The organism is Kitasatospora sp. NPDC058243, from assembly GCF_042882025.1.
Taxonomy (GTDB): Bacteria; Actinomycetota; Actinomycetes; order Streptomycetales; family Streptomycetaceae; genus Kitasatospora.
This window is the reverse complement of sequence record NZ_JBHVWW010000011.1, coordinates 81,831-100,006: the sequence shown is the minus strand read 5'-3', so window position 1 is coordinate 100,006 and position 18,176 is coordinate 81,831. Positions and strand designations below refer to the sequence as shown.

The following is an 18,176-nucleotide window of genomic DNA, read 5'->3' as shown; positions in this document are numbered from 1 at the left end:
GCTGGACCGCCCTGCGGCGGTCGCTCCGGCCGGCACGCTCGTGACCGGCCCGGTCCTGGTCAACACTGCTCTGCCCGCTTGTGATTCCCCGCTGACACAGCGTGACAGAACTGCGGTGAGAATCAAGAACGCCCCCCGGCGAGCCCGGAAAGCGCGACGTACGCCTTCTCCCAGCCCGGCAGCGAGACCCGGCCGCGCAGGACGGACTCGGGGTCGGCGGCGATCCGGCCGAGCAGCCGGTGGTAGATCCCCGCCATCGCGGCGGTGCAGGCCCGGCTGCGGCGGTCGAGCATCGGCAGCAGCCGCAGGCCCTCCTCGAAGGCGGCCTGGGCGCGGGCGGCCTCGAAGGCCACCAGGCCGGTGAAGTCGGCGCCGACCGGCGGCCTGGGCAGCGCGAAGCCCTGCTCGCAGCCGAACCGGGCCAGGTCCTCGGCGGGCAGGTAGGTGCGGCCGTTCAGGGCGTCCTCGCGCAGGTCGCGCAGGATGTTGGTGAGCTGCAGGGCCAGGCCCAGGGTGTCCGCGTAGCCGGCGCCGCGCTCGGGGTCGTCGCAGCCGTACACGCCGAGCGAGAGCCGGCCGACCGAGCCGGCCACGCAGCGGCAGTAGACCTTCAGTTCCTCGTAGGTCTGGTACTCGGCGCCCTTGAGGTCCATCTCGACGCCGTCGATCAGTTCGTCGAAGCCGCCGAGCGGGATCGGGAAGCGCCGGGCCGCGTCGGCCAGGGCGACCTTGATCGGGTCGGTGTCGTCCTCGGCGACCACCCCGGCGCGGACCTCGTCCACCAGTTCCCGGGTGCGCACCAGCGCCTCGGCCTTGCGGTCGGACGGAAGGTCCCCGTCGCCGATGTCGTCGACCCGGCGGGCCAGGGCGTAGAGGGCCGACATGGCCAGCCGCTTGGGTTCGGGCAGCAACCGGATGCCGTAGCTGAAGTTGCGTGCCTGAAGTCCGGTGACTGCCTCGCAGTACCGGTACGCCGCCATGACCTGGGCCGACGCCAGTGGTGATGCCGCCACTCGGGCGTTCACCTTCCCTTCGCGAAGATTGCCGCCGCCTTCGCTGCGAGGCGGCGCTTGTCCGGCTTCGCCTGCTGCGCGAGCACGTCGTACCCGGCGTCCTCGATGGCCGCCAGGGCCGCGTACCCGCCGGCGGTGAATCCCGCCAGGAGCAGTCGAAGCCTCCCCCGAACCGTACCTACCAATGGCGCGCCGCGGTCGAGCAGGGTGCGGGCCCGCTGCACCTCGAAGGCGATCAGCTCGCGCACCGGGCCGCTGGCGGTGGGGGCGGCGAGGTCCGCCTCGGTGACGCCGAACCGGGCGAGGTCCTCGGCGGGGAGGTAGATCCGCCCGTGGGCGAGGTCCTCGGCGACGTCCTGAAGGTGTTCGACCACCTGGAGGGCGCTGCAGATCGCGTCGGACAGCTCGATCCGCTCGGGGGTGGCGACGCCGGCGATGGCCAGCACCAGGCGGCCGACCGGGTCGGCGGAGAGGGTGCAGTAGCCGATCAGGTCGTCGTAGCCGGCGTAGCGGGTGGTGGTCTGGTCCACCCGGTTGGCCACGATCAGGCGGCGGAACGGCTCCGGGGTGAGCCCGTGCCGGTCGACCAGCGGGACGAGGCTGCGCAGCAGCGGGTGGCGGGGGCCCTCGGAGGCTCCCGGGTGGAGCGCCGCCTCGAAGACCCGGTCGAGATCGCGCTCCAGTCCGTCCAGCAGTGCGAGGCGGAAGGCGACCTCCTGCGGACTCGGCGGGCCGGACTGGGCCGAAGGAGTGGCGGGAGGCGTGGCCTCGACCCCGAGCAGGGCGGCGGTGGCGGCCGGATCGGCCAGGTCGCCGTCGCCGGCGTCGTCGACCAGCCGGGCGTAGCCGTAGACGGCCATCAGGTCGTCGCGCCAGGCCGCGGGCAGGAAGAACGGGGCGACCGGGAAGTTCTCCGCGCCCGCCTTGTCCAGGGTCTCCCCCGCGGAGCGGTTCACCGACGTATCTCTGGGCTGGGCCGAAGCCGACACTGCTGTCACTCCCCCGTTCTACACCGCTGGGCATCACCGGCCCGACTCGGACACGCGTCCGAGCGGGGGCGCCACCTCCGGCACACCGCCCCCGCGCATACAGCCTGACACCACGGGGCGCGCCGGAGAAGAGCGCCCCGCCCGGCGCACGGGGGCGCTCACCCCCGCGGCGGCGGGCCACCCGGGGTACCGGCGGGGGCGCACGAACAGGGGGCCGGCCCCGGAAATCCCCGGAACCGGCCCCCTGGACGGCTTGTTATTACGGGCGTTCGCCGCGCTCGTAGCGGCCGACGACCTCTTCGGTCGGACCGTCCATGATCAGCTCGCCGGCCTCGATCCAGATCGTCCGCTCGCAAACCTCGCGGATCGAGCTGTTGTCGTGGCTGACCAGGAAGACCGTACCGGCGGACTTGCGCAGTTCGTCGATCCGCTTCTTGCTGCGCTGCTGGAACGCCTGGTCGCCGGTGGCCAGCGCCTCGTCGATCAGCAGCACGTCATGGGTCTTCGCGGCGGCGATGGCGAAGCGCAGGCGGGCGCCCATGCCGGAGGAGTACGTGCGCATCGGCAGCGAGATGAAGTCGCCCTTCTCGTTGATGCCGGAGAACTCGACGATGTCCTCGTAGCGGCTGCGCACGTCGGCCGGCGCCATGCCCATCGCCAGGCAGCCGAGGATGACGTTGCGCTCACCGGTGAGCTCGTTCATCAGCGCCGCGTTCACGCCCAGCAGCGAGGGCTGGCCGTTGGTGTAGATGCCGCCCTTCTCGGTCGGCAGCAGGCCCGCGATGGCGGCCAGCATGGTCGACTTGCCGGAGCCGTTGGAGCCGATCAGGCCGATCGCCTCGCCCTTGTAGGCGGTGAAGCTGACGCCGCGCACGGCGTGCACCTCGCGCACGCCCGCGGAGCGCTTGCGGCTGATGATGCGGCTCATCGCCGAGGTGGCGCTGCCCTTGCCGGAGCCTGCGCCGTGCACCCGGTAGACGATGTGCACGTCGTCGACGACGACGGTGGGCTCGCGGGCGACATCCGCGTCCCTGACGGTGTCCAGCTTGCTCAGTTCGACGTCAGCCACGGCCGTACTCCTCCTCGGCCTTCCAGAAGAAGACGTATCCGATCACGAACATCACGACCGCCCACCCGATGGCGTAGGTCCACTGGTGGAGCGGGAGTTCCTGGTACGAGGGCTGGTGCTTGTTGTAGATGATCGGCGCGAAGGCGTGCCGCAGCAGGTCCATGTAGACCGAGGCCGGGTTGAGGGCCATCAGCGTCTGGATGTACTTGGGCCACTCCTGGATCTTGTCCTGGATGCTGAACATCACGCCGGACAGGAACATCCAGGCCCGCATCACGAAGGGGATCAGCTGGGAGATGTCGCTGGTCTTGGAGCCGAGCCGCGCCATGACCAGGGCGATGCCCGTGTTGAACATCATCTGCAGCACCAGGGCCGGGATGATCAGCAGCCAGGTCCGGCCCGGCTTGATGCCGCTGACCAGCACGGTGCCGACCAGCACCACCATCGAGATCAGCAGCTGCTGGAGCTGGATCACGGTGAACGCGATCGGCAGCGAGGCCCGGGGGAAGTGCAGCGCGCGGATCAGCCCGAGGTTGTCGGCGATCGCCCGGGTGCCGGACTGCACCGCGTTCTGGGTGAACTGGAAGACGAAGACACCGATGCAGAGCCAGGCGATGTAGGTGTCCGGCGGGAAGTTGTCCTTGCTCTTCAGGATCACACCGAAGACCAGGTAGAACACCGCGCAGTTCAGCAGCGGCGTCACGACCTGCCACAGCTGGCCGAGCTTGGCGTCGGTGTACTGGGCCACCAGGCGGGCGGTGGCGAAGGCCCAGATGAAGTGGCGCCGGGCCCAGAGCTGCTTGGTGTAGGCAATCAGGCCGGGCCGCCTGCCGCTCACGGCCAGGCCGTACTTGTCCGCAAGCTGCTTGGGGGTCAGGCCCGCGTCTACCCCCCTGGGGGATGAGAGGCTGACGGGTTCACTCACTGTCGACACATTCGTCCTTCACGCGGGATCGGTCGGGGCGGCCGGTCGACGGGGGTCCGCCGGCCTTGCGCCGATGGGGATCCACTGGATCACGGGGAGAGTCCGGCCGGTGTGTGGTCACCGGCCGCAGCGATCGATCATTCGATCAGATGACCGGTGGCCGGCCCAGCCTGGTCAATCGCCAAACGGTACGCCATCGCATGGGCCGCCGCGGACCGCAGGGTTCGCGCCAGCCCGCCCGGAACCCGCCCCACCAGGCCTTCAGCGCCTCCGAGGAGGGGCGGCGGGCCAGGGTCAGCAGGAACCAGGTTCCCAGATAGAGAGGCACCAACAGGGCCGGAAGGTTCCGTCTGGCGAGCCAAACCCTGTTACGGGCAATGTTGTGGAAGTAGGTGGCGTGCCGGGCGGGCGAGGTCGTCGGGTGGTGCAGCACCACGTCCGCGCGGTAGTCGATGGCCCAGCCGGCGTCCGCCGCGCGCCACGCGAGGTCGGTCTCCTCGTGGGCGTAGAAGAACTCCGCGGGCAGCTGCCCGGCCTGCTCGAACACCGCGCAGCGCACGGCGGTCGCGCCGCCCAGGAAGGTGGTCACCCGGGACGAGCGCAGCGGGTCGCTGGCGCGCAGCCGGGGGACGTGCCGGCGCTGGGTCACGCCGGTGTCGGGGTCGGCGATCCGGAAGGCCACGATGCCCAGCTCCGGGTCGGCAGTGAAGGCCTCGCGCAGCAGGCGGGCCGAGTCGGTGCGCGGCAGGTGCCCGTCGTCGTCCAGGAAGAGGACGGCGTCCACGTCCCGACCGTCGCGGCCGAACAGCTCGATGCCGACGTTGCGCCCGCCCGGGATGCCGAGGTTCTCCGGCAGCTCGACGCTGCGCACGCCCTCCGGCAGCGGCGGCAGCTCGGCGCCCTGGCCCACCACGGCCAGCTCGACCGCCGCGCCCTCCTGGGCGCGCACCGAGTCGATCAGGGCGGCCAGTTCCTCGGGGCGGTTGCCCATGGTGATGATGACGGCTCCGAGGCGGAAGCTCTCCGCGCTGGTCGGGGCGCTCATCGCAGCCTGCTGGAGAGGACGATGCTCAGCAGGTGCAGCACGGTCTGCAGCATGGCGATCGCCGCCAGCGCGACCACCGCGATCCGGGTGAAGAACAGCCCGCCGTGGACGGCGTCGGCGATCCCGGCCGCGAGGATCAGCAGCGAGGCCTCGACCGCGCCGACCAGGCGGTGGAACTTCAGGAAGGAGGCCGCCCGGCGGGCCTTGGCCACCGAGGACGAGCGCGGCACCGAGGCGCTGTCCTCGACCGCCGTCAGGCCGCTGCGGGCCCGGGCCACGTCCACCAGGTCCGTCTCGGACTTGATCAGGATCGCGCCGAGCGCGGCCAGCGTGCCCAGGAACGCCCACTCCCAGTGCGAGCCGCCGCCCTCGCGGTGCAGCAGGTCGGTGGCGCGCAGGCCCAGCCCGGTGAGCAGGGCCGCCTCGGACATGTAGTGGCCGACCCGGTCCAGGTAGACGCCGGTGAGCGAGGTCTGCCGGCGCCAGCGGGCCACCTCGCCGTCCACGCAGTCCAGCAGCAGGTAGACCTGGATCAGCAGGGCCCCCAGGACCGCGCCCGCGATGCCCGGTACGACCAGCGCGACGCCGGCCAGGACGCCGGTGAACATCATCAGGTACGTCAGGCCGTTCGGCGTGATCGCCGTCACGGTGGAGAGCACGCGGGTGATCCGCAGCGAGATCCGCCGCATGTACAGGCGCCCGGCCCAGTGCTCGGCGCTGCGGCGCTGGAGCATGCCCTCCGGGTGGATCACCGCGCGCAGTTCCTCGATCGAGGGCCGGCGGGTCAGGTCCACCGGGGGCCGCTCGGCGCCCGTGGTGGAGGGGTCAGCTGTTGACGGCTTGGACATAGTCGGCGTACGCGTCCCTGATTGCTGAGGGGGAGAGGTCGAGGTGCTCAAGGATGGTGAAGCGCCCCGGGCGGGTGTTCGGAGCGTAGTGCACCGCGTCGGTGAACTCCGCCTCGGTGAAACCGATCTGAGCTGCGGTCACCGGCAGCCCGTGGCTCGCCAGGCGCTCCACGATCAGACCGGTCAGCTCGCGCTCGCCCCGCAGGAAGCTGGCGAACGCGGCGCCGAGGCCGACCTGTTCGCCGTGCTGGGCGGAACGCTTGGGGTACAGCACGTCCAGAGCATGCGAGATCTCGTGGCAGGCACCCGAGGAAGGCCGGGTGCTGCCCGCGATGTTCATCGCGATGCCGGACAGTACCAGGGCTTCCGCGAGGGCCGTGAGGAGGTCCTGATCCTGAGTGTTACCTGGGTGCCGCAGCAGGTTCTCGCCGGCCGAGCGGGCCATCGCCACGGCCAGTCCGTCCACCGGCTCGCCGGTGACCGCGTGCGACAACTCCCAGTCCGCGCAGGCGGAGATGTTGGAGACCACGTCGCCGATGCCGGCTGCCACGAAGCGCGGCGGGGCCTGCCGGATCACGTCCAGGTCGACGATGATGCCGATCGGGCTGGGCACCCCGTAGGAGCCGCGGCCGGCGTCGTTGTCGAGCGTGGAGACCGGCGAACAGATGCCGTCGTGGGCCAGGTTGGTGGCGACCGCGACCAACGGCAGGCCGACCCGGGCGGCGGCGTACTTGGCGGCGTCGATGATCTTGCCACCGCCGAGGCCGACCATCGCGTCGTAGTGTCCGCCGCGCACCGACTCGGCCAGGCGCACCGCGCTGTCCAGGCTGCCGTCGTCGACGTTGTACCAGTCGGCGCCGGGCAGGGCCGGCTCCAGGCGCCGGCGCATCGCCGCGCCCGAGCCGTTGCTGATCGCCACCGCGATCCGGCCCGAGGCGGACAGCCGCTGGTCGGCGAGGATGCCGCCGAGCGCGTCCAGCGCGCCCGGGCGGACCTCGACGAACAGCGGCGACGGAACCAGCCGGGTCAGTACTGGCACGCGATCTCCCGCGCCTTCGCCAGGTCGTCGTGGTTGTCGACCTCGACCCAGGAGACCTCGCCGATCGGCTGCACGTCGATCCGCAGGCCGCGGTTGACCATCTCCTGGTAGCCGTCCTCGTAGTACAGCTGCGGGTCGCGCTCGTAGGTGGCGCGCAGCGCGTCGGTCAGGTCGGCGGCGGCGGCGGGGTTGATCACGGTGACGCCGATGTACTCGCCGGTGGCCTCGGTCGGGTCCATCAGCTTGGTGATGCGGCGCATGCCGGCGGCCGGGTCGACGACGACCTTCATCTCCTCGTCGGCGAGCTTCTTCACCGTGTCGAGGGCCAGCAGGATGCCGGGGGCGGTGCCGGCCTCCACGAGGCGCTGGTTGCCCTCCAGCATGGTGCGCTGCACGGACGCCGGGTGCACGGTGTCGCCGTTGGCCAGCAGCAGGCCCTCGGCGAAGAGCTCGCGGGCGCACCAGAGCGAGTACGCGTTGTTCCACTCCTCGGCCTTGTCGTTCTCGACCAGGTGGAGCTTGACGCCGTACTTGCTCTCCAGGGCGTCCTTGCGGTCGTACACCGCCTCCTTGCGGTAGCCGACGACGATCGCGGCCTCGCGGATGCCGACCTCGGCGAAGTTGCCGAGGGTGAGGTCCAGCACGGTCCGCTCCCCGTCGACCGGCACCAGCGCCTTGGGCAGGGTGTCGGTGTACGGGCGCAGCCGGCGGCCGGCGCCGGCTGCCAGAACGAGGCCGATCATGCGGGGTCTCCTGATCCGTCGTGCGGTGCGCGGGGCGGTGCGCGCGGGGTGCCGGGGCACCGGCTTTCCGTCCGGCCGGGCCGCGAATCGGCGCGCCGGTGCCGCCGCGAGTGCGGGCACCGTGCCGTAAGCGATGGTAGGCGACCCGGGCGGCCGACCCGAACGCGGCCGGGGGCCGCGAGGTGACGGGAGGGTGGCGAAGCGGTGATCGAACGCGGGGGCGAGGCGATGATCGAACGAGGGGGCGAAGCGGTGATCGAACGCGACTCGAACGAATGCCGAACAATTCTGCTATTCCGATGACCCTTCCGGGAGCGACTTGGACCCATCTGTGCCCGGAATCGACCTGCGGACAGTCATGATCCGCCCGGTTGTGCGTGGGACCCGTCCCCACCGCCACCCATACGGCAGACTGGAGCCCGACGCCGGCGCCGGTGCCCCCGCTGCGTCCGCTGCACCCGGTGTACCGGACGTACCCCGATGCTTCCGTTGCTCCCCCCTCCCGAAAGAGGCCCCATGCCCCAGAGCCTGCCGACCAACCCGACACACTTCGACTCCGAGATCGACACCGGTCTCGACGTCGAGACGGACGTGACGGTCGCCCCGGGGGCCTCGACCGGGACCGCCGGCGCCGGTCCCGAGATCCTGCTGGAACTGGTCGACGACGAGGGCGTCACCACCGGCACCGCCGAGAAGCACTGGGCACACCAGCAGCCCGGCCGGCTGCACCGCGCGTTCTCGGTCTTCCTCTTCGACCGCCAGGGGCGGCTGCTGCTCCAGCGGCGGGCACTCGGCAAGTACCACTCCCCCGGCGTCTGGTCGAACACCTGCTGCGGCCACCCGTACCCGGACGAGCCGCCGTTCGTCGCCGCCGCCCGCCGCACCGCCGAGGAGCTCGGCATCGCGCCGGCGCTGCTCTGCGAGGCGGGTACGGTCCGTTACGACCTGCCGGACGAGGCCACCGGGTTGATCGAGCGGGAGTGGAACCACCTGTTCGTCGGGCTGGTGACCGCGCCCGTCGAGCCCAACCCCGACGAGGTGGACGACTACGCCTTCGTGACCGCGCAGGAACTGCGGGAGCTGCGCGCCGAGCGGCCGTTCTCGGTGTGGTTCGAGACGGTCTTCGAGGCGGCGCTGCCGGGGATCCGGGAGATCGCCGGGCGGGACTGGTAGGCGGGCGGGACCGGTCGGCGGGCCCGCGGCGCTCAGTCGTCGGTCTCCGGGGGGACGGGCAGCGAGGCCCAGATGACCTTGCCGCCCTCCCCCGTCCGCTCCACGTCGCACACCCCGCCGGCCTGCAACGTCACGCTCTTCACCAGCAGCAGGCCGCGGCCACCGGTCCGCCCGGTGTCGCTCTCCAGCGCCTTCGGCCGGTACGGGTCACCGTCCTCGACCGACACCCGGACCCAGCCCCGGCGGACCGCCAGCTCGGTCGTCACCTCCGGCGACAGCTTCGCCGCGTGCGTCACCGCGTTGCTCACCAGCTCCGAGACGATCAGCAGCACGTCGTCCACCAGCTCCTGGTAGCGCACCCCGGCCATCCCCTGGGCCAGCAGGCGGTCACGGACCGCGTGCCGGGTCAGCGGCACCGAGGCCTCCTCGGCCGGCACCGGGAAGCGCCACACGCCCTCGACCGGTCCGGCGGGTGCGCGTTCCGGCCCGGTGCGTTCCGGCCCGGTGCGTCTCGGCTCGGCGGGTACGCGCTCCGGTCCGGCGCGTCTCGGCTCGGCCTTCGCCGCCCCGCTGATCTGCTCCACGTCCAGCCGCCCTTCGTCCGCGACCCGGGAGTGTCCGCGACCCGGGAATCAGGCGTTCCGCTCATGGCGCCCTCGATCCACAGAGGCTAGGAGAGGCACCGCCGGGACCGTGGCACCGTCGACAACTTGCCCGTGTCGGACCGCTTCCGGCCGGAACGGACCGCGCCCGCCGCCGGGGTCGACCGTTTCCTTCGCGCTCGCCACCGCTTCGGCCGGGGTTCGCGCACCGTGGCGACCCATCCCAGCCAGCCCGACCACCCCGACCGACCCGGACATCCCCCCACCCGGGGAAACGCAGGTGAGAAGCACTCCAGAACCCTGGTAATGTTCTCTCTGTCGCCGAGGGGGCGAGAAAAACCCCGAAGCACACACCCTGTCCGGGTGGCGGAATGGCAGACGCGCTAGCTTGAGGTGCTAGTGCCCTTTATCGGGCGTGGGGGTTCAAGTCCCCCCTCGGACACAACCGAATTCCCCGTGGGATCCGAAAGGAACCCGCGGGGAATTTCTTTTTCCCGGCGTGCCGTCGCCATCCACGGGTTCTTCCGGGTCCTCTCGGGTTCTCGCAGGTTCTCTCGGGTTCTCCGTGCGGACCGGGTGGCCACTGCGGCGCTCGCGACCCCCGCAACCGCTGTGACCCAGGCGACTTCTGCGGCTGTCGTGACCCGGAAAGCGGACACGAGATGGCAACGATCGGACAGTTTGAGCTTCCCTTGAGGTATTCGCCCGTTTTGGCCCCATAGGCTGTCTCCGTTTGTCCGGAAACCAGCGTAAAAACCACGACACCACCCGATGAAATCCCGAGCGAGAGGACCGATACGTTGAGTGAGCCAGAGTCTCCGACGGCATCACATCAGAACTACCGGCGATCGCTCGGCACCATCAGCCTCACCGCCGTGGGGCTCGGATCGATCATCGGATCCGGGTGGCTGTTCGGCGCCGAGCGCGCCGCCCGGCTGGCCGGCCCCGCGTCGATCCTGGCCTGGGTGATCGGGGCCGCCGTGGCACTGACCATCGCGCTCACCTACAGCGAGCTCGGGTCGATGTTCCCCAAGGCCGGCGGCATGGTCCGGTACGGCCAGTACTCGCACGGCTCGCTGGCCGGCTACCTCGCCGCCTGGGCCAACTGGATCGCCATCGTCTCGGTCATCCCCGGCGAGGCCACCGCCTCCGTCCAGTACATGAGCTCCTGGCACTTCGGCTGGGCACAGGGGCTGTACAACGGCAAGGAACTCACCCTGAGCGGGGTAGCACTGGCCAGCGTGCTGCTGGTCGGCTACTTCATCCTCAACTGGTTCGCCATCACGATGTTCGCCAAGACCAACACGGCGATCACCGTCTTCAAGGTCATCGTCCCGACCCTGACCGCCGGCGCGCTGCTGTTCGCCCACTTCGACACCGCCCACTTCACCGACCACGGCGGCTTCGCGCCGAACGGCTGGAGCGCCGTGTTCACCGCCGTCGCGGTGTCCGGCATCGTCTGGGCCTTCAACGGCTTCCAGTCCCCGCTCAACCTGGCCGGCGAGGCCCGCAACCCCGGCAAGTCGCTGCCCAAGGCCGTCATCGGCTCGATCCTGATCGCCCTGGTGATCTACGTCGCGCTGCAGATCGCCTTCATCGGTGCCATCCCGGCCGCCGACCTGTCGCACGGCTGGAGCAGCCTCGCCTACACCTCGCCGCTCGCCGACCTCGCGATGGTCTGGGGCCTCAACTGGCTCGCCCTGCTGCTGTACGCGGACGCCTTCGTCTCCCCCAGCGGCACCGGCATGATCTACGCCGCCACCACCTCGCGCATGATCCACGGCGTGCAGGAGAACGGCCACCTGCCGAAGATCTTCGGCAAGGTCGACGCCAAGACCGGCATCCCGCGCCCGGCCCTGGTGCTCAACCTGGTGGTCGCCTTCCTGTTCCTCGCGGTCTTCCGCGGCTGGGGCTCGCTGGCCGAGATCGTCTCGGTCGCCACCGTGATCTCGTACGTCACCGGCCCGGTCGCCGTGATGGCGCTGCGCCGCCTCGCGCCGGACCTGCCCCGGCCGGTCCGGCTGCGGGCCATGCCGGTCATCGCGCCCGTGGCGATGGTGTTCGGCTCGCTGGTCCTGTACTGGGCCCGCTGGCCGCTCACCGGCAAGGTCATCCTGCTGATGGCCGCCGGTCTGCCGATCTGGGCCTGGTACGAGCTGCGCAAGCCGTGGGCCGAGCTGAAGCCGCACCTGAAGGCGGGCGCCTGGATGGTCGCGTACCTGTTCGTGATGGCCGGCGTCTCCTGGGCCGGCAGCACCGACTTCGGCGGCCAGGGCTACCTGCCCGAGGGCTGGGACCTGCTGGTCGTCGCGGCCATCGCACTGGCCTTCTACCACTGGGGCGTCGCCAGCGCCTGGGCCAACCCGTCCCTGGCCGCCGTCCGGCGCGAGCTGGCCGAGGAGGCCGCGGCCGCCGAGGGCTCCGACGGCTCTGCGGGCTCCGGCCAGGAGCCGCGGGAGGCCTCGCGGGCCTGAGGGAGCGCGCAACACCGAGGGGCCGGTCGAGTTCGTCGACCGGCCCTTCGGCGTTGGCGGGGCGGGACAGGGCGGGGCCGAGTATCGGGTGACAGTCGGACCCGTCGGCCGTCGGCGGGCGGCCGTCAGCCGCGGCGGGCGCGGCGGATGACGGAGGTGACGACCGGGGGCAGCAGGTCGCGGGCGGCGCGCTTGGCGACATTGGCCGGGCGGCGCAGTTCGGCGGCGCGGGCCCGGCGGGCGGCGAGGTCGCGGGCGGCCTCCTCCTGGACCGCCCGGCGGGACTGCGAGGCCTCGTCCCGGGCCGCCTCGGCGGCCAGCCGCCGGTGGTGGCGGGAGGGGCGGAACGCGCCGATCCCGTCCGAGTCGCCGGTCATCCGGAGCACCTGCTGCCCGTTCAAGGTCTCGGAGCTGAGGTAACAGCCGGAGGCGAGGTCCACCCGGTCGAGCAGGTCGCGCTGGAACGGCTCCGGATCCCCCCAGGTGCCGTAGAACTTGCACTCGGTCAACATGATCGGCTTGAGCCCGTGGTTGAAGACCGCGCCCCAGGTCGCGGCGGCCACGCCCGGGGTGTGCTGCGAGCGGTAGTCGTCCAGGACGACGACACCCTGGTCCTGGAGCGCGACCCGGGCCACCTGGAGGTCGCCCACGACGTGCTCGTACAGGTGCGAGGCGTCGATGTGGATGAAGCGGAACGTGCCCGCCGCGATCCGCCCGCCGGCCAGGGCGGAGGTCGGGGCCTGGATTATCTCCGGCAGTTCCTCGTGGAAGGCGAGGTAGTTGACCTCGAAGGCCGAGCGGGTCAGCGACTTCCGGTAGGAGGTGTCCATCTCGGCCGCGTTCTCGTCGTCCGGCGCGTCCGAGTCGAAGAGGTCACAGACGGTGAAGGACTCGCCGGGCTGGAGGTGCTCGCCGATCACGATCGCGCTGCGGCCCAGGTACGCGCCCATCTCCAGCAGGTCGCCGGTGACCCCGGTCTTCTCCTGCCGTCCCATGAACCAGTCGAACGAGTGCCGGTCATGGTCCCAGAACCAGCCCGGAACGTCCTCCAGCACGGCTGGTTCGGCAGGCCGCTGCGACTCGTCCTTCAACGCGGCATCGGTCACGGGATGCTCCTTATGCGGTACGGATGACCTGCGGATTTGAGCCAGACCTCAGCCCGGTGGAAACCCCCGCCCGACCGTGGGACGCGCTGGTCCCGGACCATGTGCACCACTACGAACCACTGGCAACAGTAGTGCCTCACCGCTGAGTTCGCTGCAATCTACAGCGGTGCCCGCAGGCGTGAGGAGCTTTTCGCGCAATGATTTTCGCGGACCGTCGTTTCGCTGCCGGAGGGTGAACGCGGAGCCTTCGGGACGGTTCGTCCGGTGTCCCGCGACGGCGGACCACGGCCGGCCGGTCGCGCCGCGCGCCGATCGTCAACTGGACGCCCGGCGGCGGGCGGTGGAGCTGACGGCGGTGGCGGAGGCGGTGACGAGGACGGTGGGCGGGCGGCCGCCCGGTGCCGCGGCCGTGCGAGGCCCTTGAGCGGTCGGACGAACGGGGCGCGGGCGCGGGGACCGAGCCGTTCGACGAGTACACCGCGCGGTTCGCCCCGGGGTAACCCGCCGGCCCACCGGACCGGATTGGCTCTTGCGCGCGGCCGACCGGGCCGCCTTGACTGGCCCTTTGACTAGCGCTGTTGGTCAATCGGCCGACCGGATGAGAGGACACTCGGTGCAGCAGCACGCGGAGTACGGCGACCAGTACATCGACGGCGCCTGGCGGCCCTCCCTGGACGACGCCGGGTCGATCGAGGTGCTGAATCCGGCGACCGAGCAGGTGCTCGCCACCGTGCCGGCCGGCGGGCCGGCCGACGTCGACGCCGCGGTCGCCGCGGCCCGCCGGGCGGCCCGCGGCTGGGCGACGACCGCCCGCGCGGACCGGCTCGCCCTGCTGACCCGGCTGCGGGACAAAATCGCCGCCGCGCAGGAGGAGATCACCGCCACCGTGGTCGCCGAACTCGGCGCCCCGGTCGGCTTCGCCGCCGCCGTGCACGCCGGAGCGCCGCTGACCGTGGCGACCTCCTACCTGACACTGCTCGCCGAGCACCCCTTCGAGGAACGGATCGGCAACTCGGTGGTGCTCGCCGAGCCCGCCGGGGTGGTCGCGGCGATCACGCCGTGGAACTACCCGCTGCACCAGATCGTCGCCAAGGTCGTCCCGGCCCTGGCGGCCGGCTGCCCGGTGGTCCTCAAGCCCGCCGAGGACACCCCGCTGGTGGCCCGGCTGTTCGCCCGGCTGGTGCACGAGGCGGGCTTCCCCGCAGGCGCGTTCAACCTGGTGACCGGCACGGGCGCGGTGGCGGGTGCGGCGCTCGCCGCCCATCCGGGCGTGGACGTGGTCTCGTTCACCGGATCCACCGCCGTCGGCCGGCAGGTCGCCGAGACGGCCGGCCGGGGTCTGAAGCGGGTCGCCCTGGAACTCGGCGGCAAGTCCGCCAACGTGGTGCTGCCGGGCGCGGACCTGACCCGGGCGGTCAACGTCAACATCGCCAACGTGTTCGCCAACTCGGGCCAGACGTGCAGCGCGTGGACCCGCCTGCTGGTGCACCAGGACCAGTACGAGGAGGCCGTCACGACGGCCGCGAAGGCCGCCGCCAAGTACGCCCCGGGCGATCCGACCGACCCGCAGACCCGGATCGGCCCGCTGGTCAACGCCGAGCAGCTGGCCCGGGTGCGCGGTTACGTCGAGGGCGCGCTCGCCGCGGGCGCCCGGCTGGTCGTCGGCGGCGCGGAGCCCGTCCCGGGCCTGCCCACCGGCTTCTACGTCCACCCGACCGTGCTCGCCGACGTCACGGGGGACATGGCGATCGCCCGGGAGGAGGTGTTCGGCCCCGTCCTGGTGGTCCTCCCCTACCGGGACGAGGACCACGCCGCCGAACTCGCCAACGACACCGAGTACGGCCTGGCCGGCGGCGTCTGGGCCGCGGACACCGACACCGCCGCCGCCTTCGCCCGCCGCCTCGACACCGGCCAGGTCGACCTCAACGGCGGCCGCTTCAACCCGCTCGCCCCGTTCGGCGGCTACAAGAGCTCCGGCCTCGGCCGCGAACTGGGCCGCCACGGGCTGGAGGAGTTCCTCCAGTACAAGTCGCTGCAGTACTGACCTCGGTACCGAGCGGGGTGCCGGCCTCGGCGCCGGCTCCGGGCCCGCCGCAAGTGGGGCGGCGGGCCCGGGGGTTCGGGCATCGAGGGCGGTTGGACGGGGCCGGCCAGGCGGGGCCGGCCAGGCGGGGCCGGCCAGGTGCGGCCGGTCAGGTGCGGCCGGTCAGGTGAGGTCGACGCCCGGGTAGAGGGGGAAGGGGGCGAGGAGGTCGGTGGCGCGCTTGGCGACGCCGTCGCGCACGGCGTCGTCGAGGCGGTACTGGGCCTTGGAGGGGGCGCCGCCCGCGGTGGTGGTCGGGGTGGTGGCGCGCAGGACGGTGTCGATCAGGGCGGCGATCTCGTCCATCTCGGCGGTGCCGAGGCCGCGGGTGGTGAGGGCCGGGGTGCCGAGGCGCACGCCCGAGGTGTACCAGGCGCCGTTCGGGTCCTGCGGGACGGAGTTGCGGTTGGTGACGACGCCCGAGTCCAGCAGCGCAGCCTCCGCCTGACGGCCCGTCAGGCCGTAGCCGGAGACGTCGGCGAGGACGAGGTGGTTGTCGGTGCCGCCGGTGACCAGCCGGCCGCCGCGGCGCAGCAGGCCCTCGGCGAGCGCCCGGGCGTTGTCCACGACGGCGTGGGCGTAGGTCTGGAACTCGGGTCGGCGGGCCTCGGCGAAGGCGACCGCCTTGGCGGCCATGACGTGCGAGAGCGGTCCGCCGAGCACCAACGGGCAGCCGCGGTCGACGTGTTCGGCCAGTTCGGTGTCGCACAGCACCATGCCGCCGCGCGGGCCGCGCAGCGACTTGTGGGTGGTCGTGGTGACGATCTGGGCGTGCTGGACGGGGTCGTGGTCGCCGGTCAGCACCTTGCCCGCGACGAGGCCGGCGAAGTGCGCCATGTCGACCATGAGGGTCGCGCCGACCTCGTCCGCGATCTCGCGCATCCGCCGGAAGTCGACCAGTCGCGGGTAGGCGGAGTAGCCGGCGACCAGGATCAGCGGGCGGAACTCCCGGGCGGTCTCGCGCAGCGCGTCGTAGTCGATCAGGCCGGTGGCCGGGTCGGTGCCGTAGCTGCGCTGGTCGAACATCTTGCCCGAGATGTTGGGTCGGAAGCCGTGGGTGAGGTGGCCCCCGGCGTCCAGGGACATGCCGAGCATCCGCTGGTTGCCGAGCGACTGGCGCAGCTGCGCCCAGTCCTGCTCGGTGAGGTCGTTGACGCCCCGGACCTTGGCCCGCTCCAGCGCCGGGCTCTCCACCCGCTGGGAGAGGACGGCCCAGAAGGCGGTGAGGTTGGCGTCGATGCCGGAGTGCGGCTGGACGTAGGCGTGGTCGGCGCCGAACAGGGCGCGGGCGTGCTCGGCGGCGATGGTCTCGACGGTGTCGACGTTGCGGCAGCCCGCGTAGAAGCGCCGGCCCGCGGTGCCCTCGGCGTACTTGTCGCTGAGCCAGTTGCCCATGGCGAGCAGGACGGCCGGGGAGGCGTAGTTCTCGCTGGCGATCAGCTTGAGCGAGGCGCGCTGGTCCTCCAGCTCCTGGCCGATGGCGGCGGCGATCCGCGGCTCCACGCCGGCGACCACGTCGAGGGCGCTGCGGAAGGCGGTGTCGGCGGCCGCGCCGGCGGCGGTGTGCGGGGCCTGGGCGGCCTCAACGGCATGAGGGGTGTGCGGGGTGGCCAAGGCGGTCTCCTCGTGGTGCACGGACGAGTACGGACGGCCCAGGCGCTCGGCAACTGTCGTGCGGGTGCACGGAGCCGCTTCCCGATGGTCGGTTCCATCCGTGCGCGCCAGTCGCGGCTCCCCGGGATCGTACCAATGCCCGGGGGGATGTGGCGGAGATCTCAGGATTCGGGACGGCACGCCCGTTTCGCCCCTCGATGTCCGTTCTTCTGCAACGCCGGTATTGCGGCGCAATGACGCCGAATGAAGCCGCAATACGCGCCGAAACAATGCCGGGGAAAACCGCCGGAGGTGATTTGCGGACCTCCCCGCGCATCCGGTCTGATGGCGCTCGAACGGCCACCGGGAAACCCCCGGGGGCCGGTTCGGAAATGCACACCAGCGCACCCTCACCCACAGGGCGGCGGAGAATTCGGGGAGTACGCCTCTCATGGCCGTGGTCGAAACAGCAGCGGGCTCCGTCCCCGCACCCGCCGCGCCGAGGCTGCTCGGCCGGCTCCTGCGCGACCGGGTCGGCGCCGCCGCCCTCGCCGTCGTCCTGCTCTTCCTGCTGCTCGCCCTCGCCGCCCCGCTGATCGCCGCCCTGTACGGGAAGAACCCGGTCGAGCACTACGGCCAGAACTCCCCCGGCCTGCTCAGCGACAGCGGCCTGCCCGTCCTGCCGAACGGCGGCATCTCGGGCGACTTCTGGTTCGGCCTGGAGCCGGGGCTCGGCCGGGACGTCCTGACCCAGCTGCTCTACGGCATCCGCACCTCGCTGCTGATCGCCTTCGCCTCCGCCGCCGTGACCACCACGCTCGGCGTGCTGGCCGGGGTCGCGGTCGGCTACCTCGGCGGGATCGCCGACCGGCTGTTCGGCTTCCTGGCCAACGTGCTGCTGGCCTTTCCGACCCTGCTCCTGCTCCTCGCGCTGAGCCCCGTCATCCAGTCCCGGCTGGTCGATCCGGGCGCCGCGGAACCGGAGTGGATGCAGTTCCTGGTGCTGATCCTGGTCTTCTCCGCGTTCGGCTGGATTCCGCTCGCGCTTTCCCTGCGGGCCACCGTGCGGTCGCTCCGGGAAAGGGATTTCGTGCAGTCCGCCCGGGCCCAGGGCGCCGGCCGATTCCATGTCGTCGTCCACGAACTGCTGCCGAACGTCCGCTCGCAGCTGCTGGTGCACGCCACCATGGCGGTACCGACCTTCGTCGCCTCCGAAGCGGTGCTGTCCTTCCTCGGCGTCGGCATCACGGAGCCGATCCCGGACTGGGGGCGGATGATCTCCCGCGGCTCCGAGGTCTTCCAGGCCGATCCGACCTACATGGTCTTCCCCGGTGTCGCCCTGCTGCTCTTCGTGCTCGCCTTCAACCTGCTCGGCGATGCCGTCCGGGACGCGCTGGACCCGCGCGCCGCCCGCTGAGCCCCCGTCCTCCTCCGTCCATCACCCCAAGCCCGCCCCGACCCGCCCCGACTCCCG

The 18,176-nt window shown here is 71.8% G+C and carries 15 protein-coding genes, 1 tRNA gene and 1 riboswitch; of the genes, 5 read left to right on the top strand and 11 right to left on the bottom strand.

The window, feature by feature from the left end:
• Positions 1-122: 122 nt before the first annotated feature.
• From hpnD to ACFVX9_RS10750, 8 genes are all read right to left on the bottom strand, one after another.
• Complete coding sequence (hpnD, locus tag ACFVX9_RS10785) at positions 123-980, bottom strand: presqualene diphosphate synthase HpnD (RefSeq protein ID WP_063350097.1); 858 nt, start codon at positions 978-980, stop codon at positions 123-125.
• 41 nt (positions 981-1,021) lie between these two features.
• Positions 1,022-2,002 (bottom strand): squalene synthase HpnC, encoded by a 981-nt coding sequence (gene hpnC, locus ACFVX9_RS10780; protein ID WP_387981376.1) that lies wholly within the window; start codon positions 2,000-2,002, stop codon positions 1,022-1,024.
• Positions 2,003-2,261: 259 nt separating this feature from the next.
• The gene (locus tag ACFVX9_RS10775) at positions 2,262-3,071 is read right to left on the bottom strand and encodes an ABC transporter ATP-binding protein (protein WP_063350095.1); all 810 of its coding nucleotides are present in this window, start codon (positions 3,069-3,071) and stop codon (positions 2,262-2,264) included.
• Complete coding sequence (locus ACFVX9_RS10770; protein ID WP_380373811.1) at positions 3,064-4,005, bottom strand: ABC transporter permease; 942 nt, start codon at positions 4,003-4,005, stop codon at positions 3,064-3,066. Before ACFVX9_RS10770 ends, ACFVX9_RS10775 begins: the two co-directional genes overlap by 8 nt.
• Positions 4,006-4,141: 136 nt before the next feature.
• Positions 4,142-5,041, bottom strand: a complete 900-nt coding sequence (locus ACFVX9_RS10765; RefSeq protein ID WP_063350093.1) for a glycosyltransferase family 2 protein — start codon at positions 5,039-5,041, stop codon at positions 4,142-4,144.
• Positions 5,038-5,775, bottom strand: coding sequence for a CDP-alcohol phosphatidyltransferase family protein (locus ACFVX9_RS10760; protein WP_387981375.1), 738 nt, complete (start codon positions 5,773-5,775; stop codon positions 5,038-5,040). Before ACFVX9_RS10760 ends, ACFVX9_RS10765 begins: the two co-directional genes overlap by 4 nt.
• Positions 5,776-5,866: 91 nt before the next feature.
• Positions 5,867-6,928, bottom strand: coding sequence for an iron-containing alcohol dehydrogenase family protein (locus ACFVX9_RS10755; RefSeq protein WP_063350092.1), 1,062 nt, complete (start codon positions 6,926-6,928; stop codon positions 5,867-5,869).
• Positions 6,916-7,671 (bottom strand): sugar phosphate nucleotidyltransferase, encoded by a 756-nt coding sequence (locus tag ACFVX9_RS10750; protein WP_380485270.1) that lies wholly within the window; start codon positions 7,669-7,671, stop codon positions 6,916-6,918. The genes ACFVX9_RS10755 and ACFVX9_RS10750 overlap by 13 nt, the downstream gene beginning before the upstream one ends.
• Before the next feature lie 516 nt (positions 7,672-8,187).
• Here ACFVX9_RS10750 and idi point away from each other — a divergent pair.
• On the top strand, positions 8,188-8,844 hold the full coding sequence (idi, locus tag ACFVX9_RS10745) for an isopentenyl-diphosphate Delta-isomerase (RefSeq protein WP_079136034.1): 657 nt from the start codon (positions 8,188-8,190) through the stop codon (positions 8,842-8,844).
• A 32-nt stretch (positions 8,845-8,876) separates the two neighbouring features.
• Here idi and ACFVX9_RS10740 read toward each other — a convergent pair whose 3' ends face one another.
• Positions 8,877-9,419 carry an ATP-binding protein gene (locus ACFVX9_RS10740; RefSeq protein ID WP_380485295.1) on the bottom strand — a complete coding sequence of 181 codons (543 nt, stop codon included), beginning with the start codon at positions 9,417-9,419 and terminating at the stop codon, positions 8,877-8,879.
• 384 nt (positions 9,420-9,803) lie between these two features.
• On the opposite strand from ACFVX9_RS10740, the gene ACFVX9_RS10735 reads away from it, so the two are divergent.
• Positions 9,804-9,888: transfer RNA gene (locus ACFVX9_RS10735), tRNA-Leu, on the top strand.
• 358 nt (positions 9,889-10,246) lie between these two features.
• A complete protein-coding gene (locus tag ACFVX9_RS10730; RefSeq protein ID WP_387981343.1) occupies positions 10,247-11,920 on the top strand; it encodes an APC family permease in 1,674 nt (557 codons plus the stop codon).
• Between the two features lie 125 nt (positions 11,921-12,045).
• Here the strand turns inward: ACFVX9_RS10730 and ACFVX9_RS10725 are convergent, their stop codons facing one another.
• Positions 12,046-13,026, bottom strand: a complete 981-nt coding sequence (locus tag ACFVX9_RS10725) for a class I SAM-dependent methyltransferase (protein WP_380373820.1) — start codon at positions 13,024-13,026, stop codon at positions 12,046-12,048.
• Positions 13,027-13,639: 613 nt separating this feature from the next.
• Here ACFVX9_RS10725 and ACFVX9_RS10720 point away from each other — a divergent pair.
• The gene (locus ACFVX9_RS10720; RefSeq protein ID WP_380485268.1) at positions 13,640-15,070 is read left to right on the top strand and encodes an aldehyde dehydrogenase family protein; all 1,431 of its coding nucleotides are present in this window, start codon (positions 13,640-13,642) and stop codon (positions 15,068-15,070) included.
• A 162-nt stretch (positions 15,071-15,232) separates the two neighbouring features.
• Here ACFVX9_RS10720 and ACFVX9_RS10715 read toward each other — a convergent pair whose 3' ends face one another.
• Positions 15,233-16,723, bottom strand: coding sequence for a glycine hydroxymethyltransferase (locus ACFVX9_RS10715; protein ID WP_380342309.1), 1,491 nt, complete (start codon positions 16,721-16,723; stop codon positions 15,233-15,235).
• A 29-nt stretch (positions 16,724-16,752) separates the two neighbouring features.
• Positions 16,753-16,848, bottom strand: a riboswitch (ZMP/ZTP riboswitch).
• A 305-nt stretch (positions 16,849-17,153) separates the two neighbouring features.
• Here ACFVX9_RS10715 and ACFVX9_RS10710 point away from each other — a divergent pair.
• A complete protein-coding gene (locus ACFVX9_RS10710; protein WP_363367281.1) occupies positions 17,154-18,119 on the top strand; it encodes an ABC transporter permease in 966 nt (321 codons plus the stop codon).
• The last annotated feature ends 57 nt before the right edge of the window (positions 18,120-18,176 follow it).

What these genes read in the sequence shown, in the direction of transcription:
- hpnD (WP_063350097.1), bottom strand. Translation starts at nt 980, where the DNA reads ATGGCGGCGTACCGGTACTGCGAGGCAGTCACCGGACTTCAGGCACGC.
- ACFVX9_RS10765 (WP_063350093.1), bottom strand. Translation starts at nt 5,041, where the DNA reads ATGAGCGCCCCGACCAGCGCGGAGAGCTTCCGCCTCGGAGCCGTCATC.
- ACFVX9_RS10760 (WP_387981375.1), bottom strand. Translation starts at nt 5,775, where the DNA reads ATGCTCCAGCGCCGCAGCGCCGAGCACTGGGCCGGGCGCCTGTACATG.
- ACFVX9_RS10750 (WP_380485270.1), bottom strand. Translation starts at nt 7,671, where the DNA reads ATGATCGGCCTCGTTCTGGCAGCCGGCGCCGGCCGCCGGCTGCGCCCG.
- idi (WP_079136034.1), top strand. Translation starts at nt 8,188, where the DNA reads ATGCCCCAGAGCCTGCCGACCAACCCGACACACTTCGACTCCGAGATC.
- ACFVX9_RS10710 (WP_363367281.1), top strand. Translation starts at nt 17,154, where the DNA reads ATGGCCGTGGTCGAAACAGCAGCGGGCTCCGTCCCCGCACCCGCCGCG.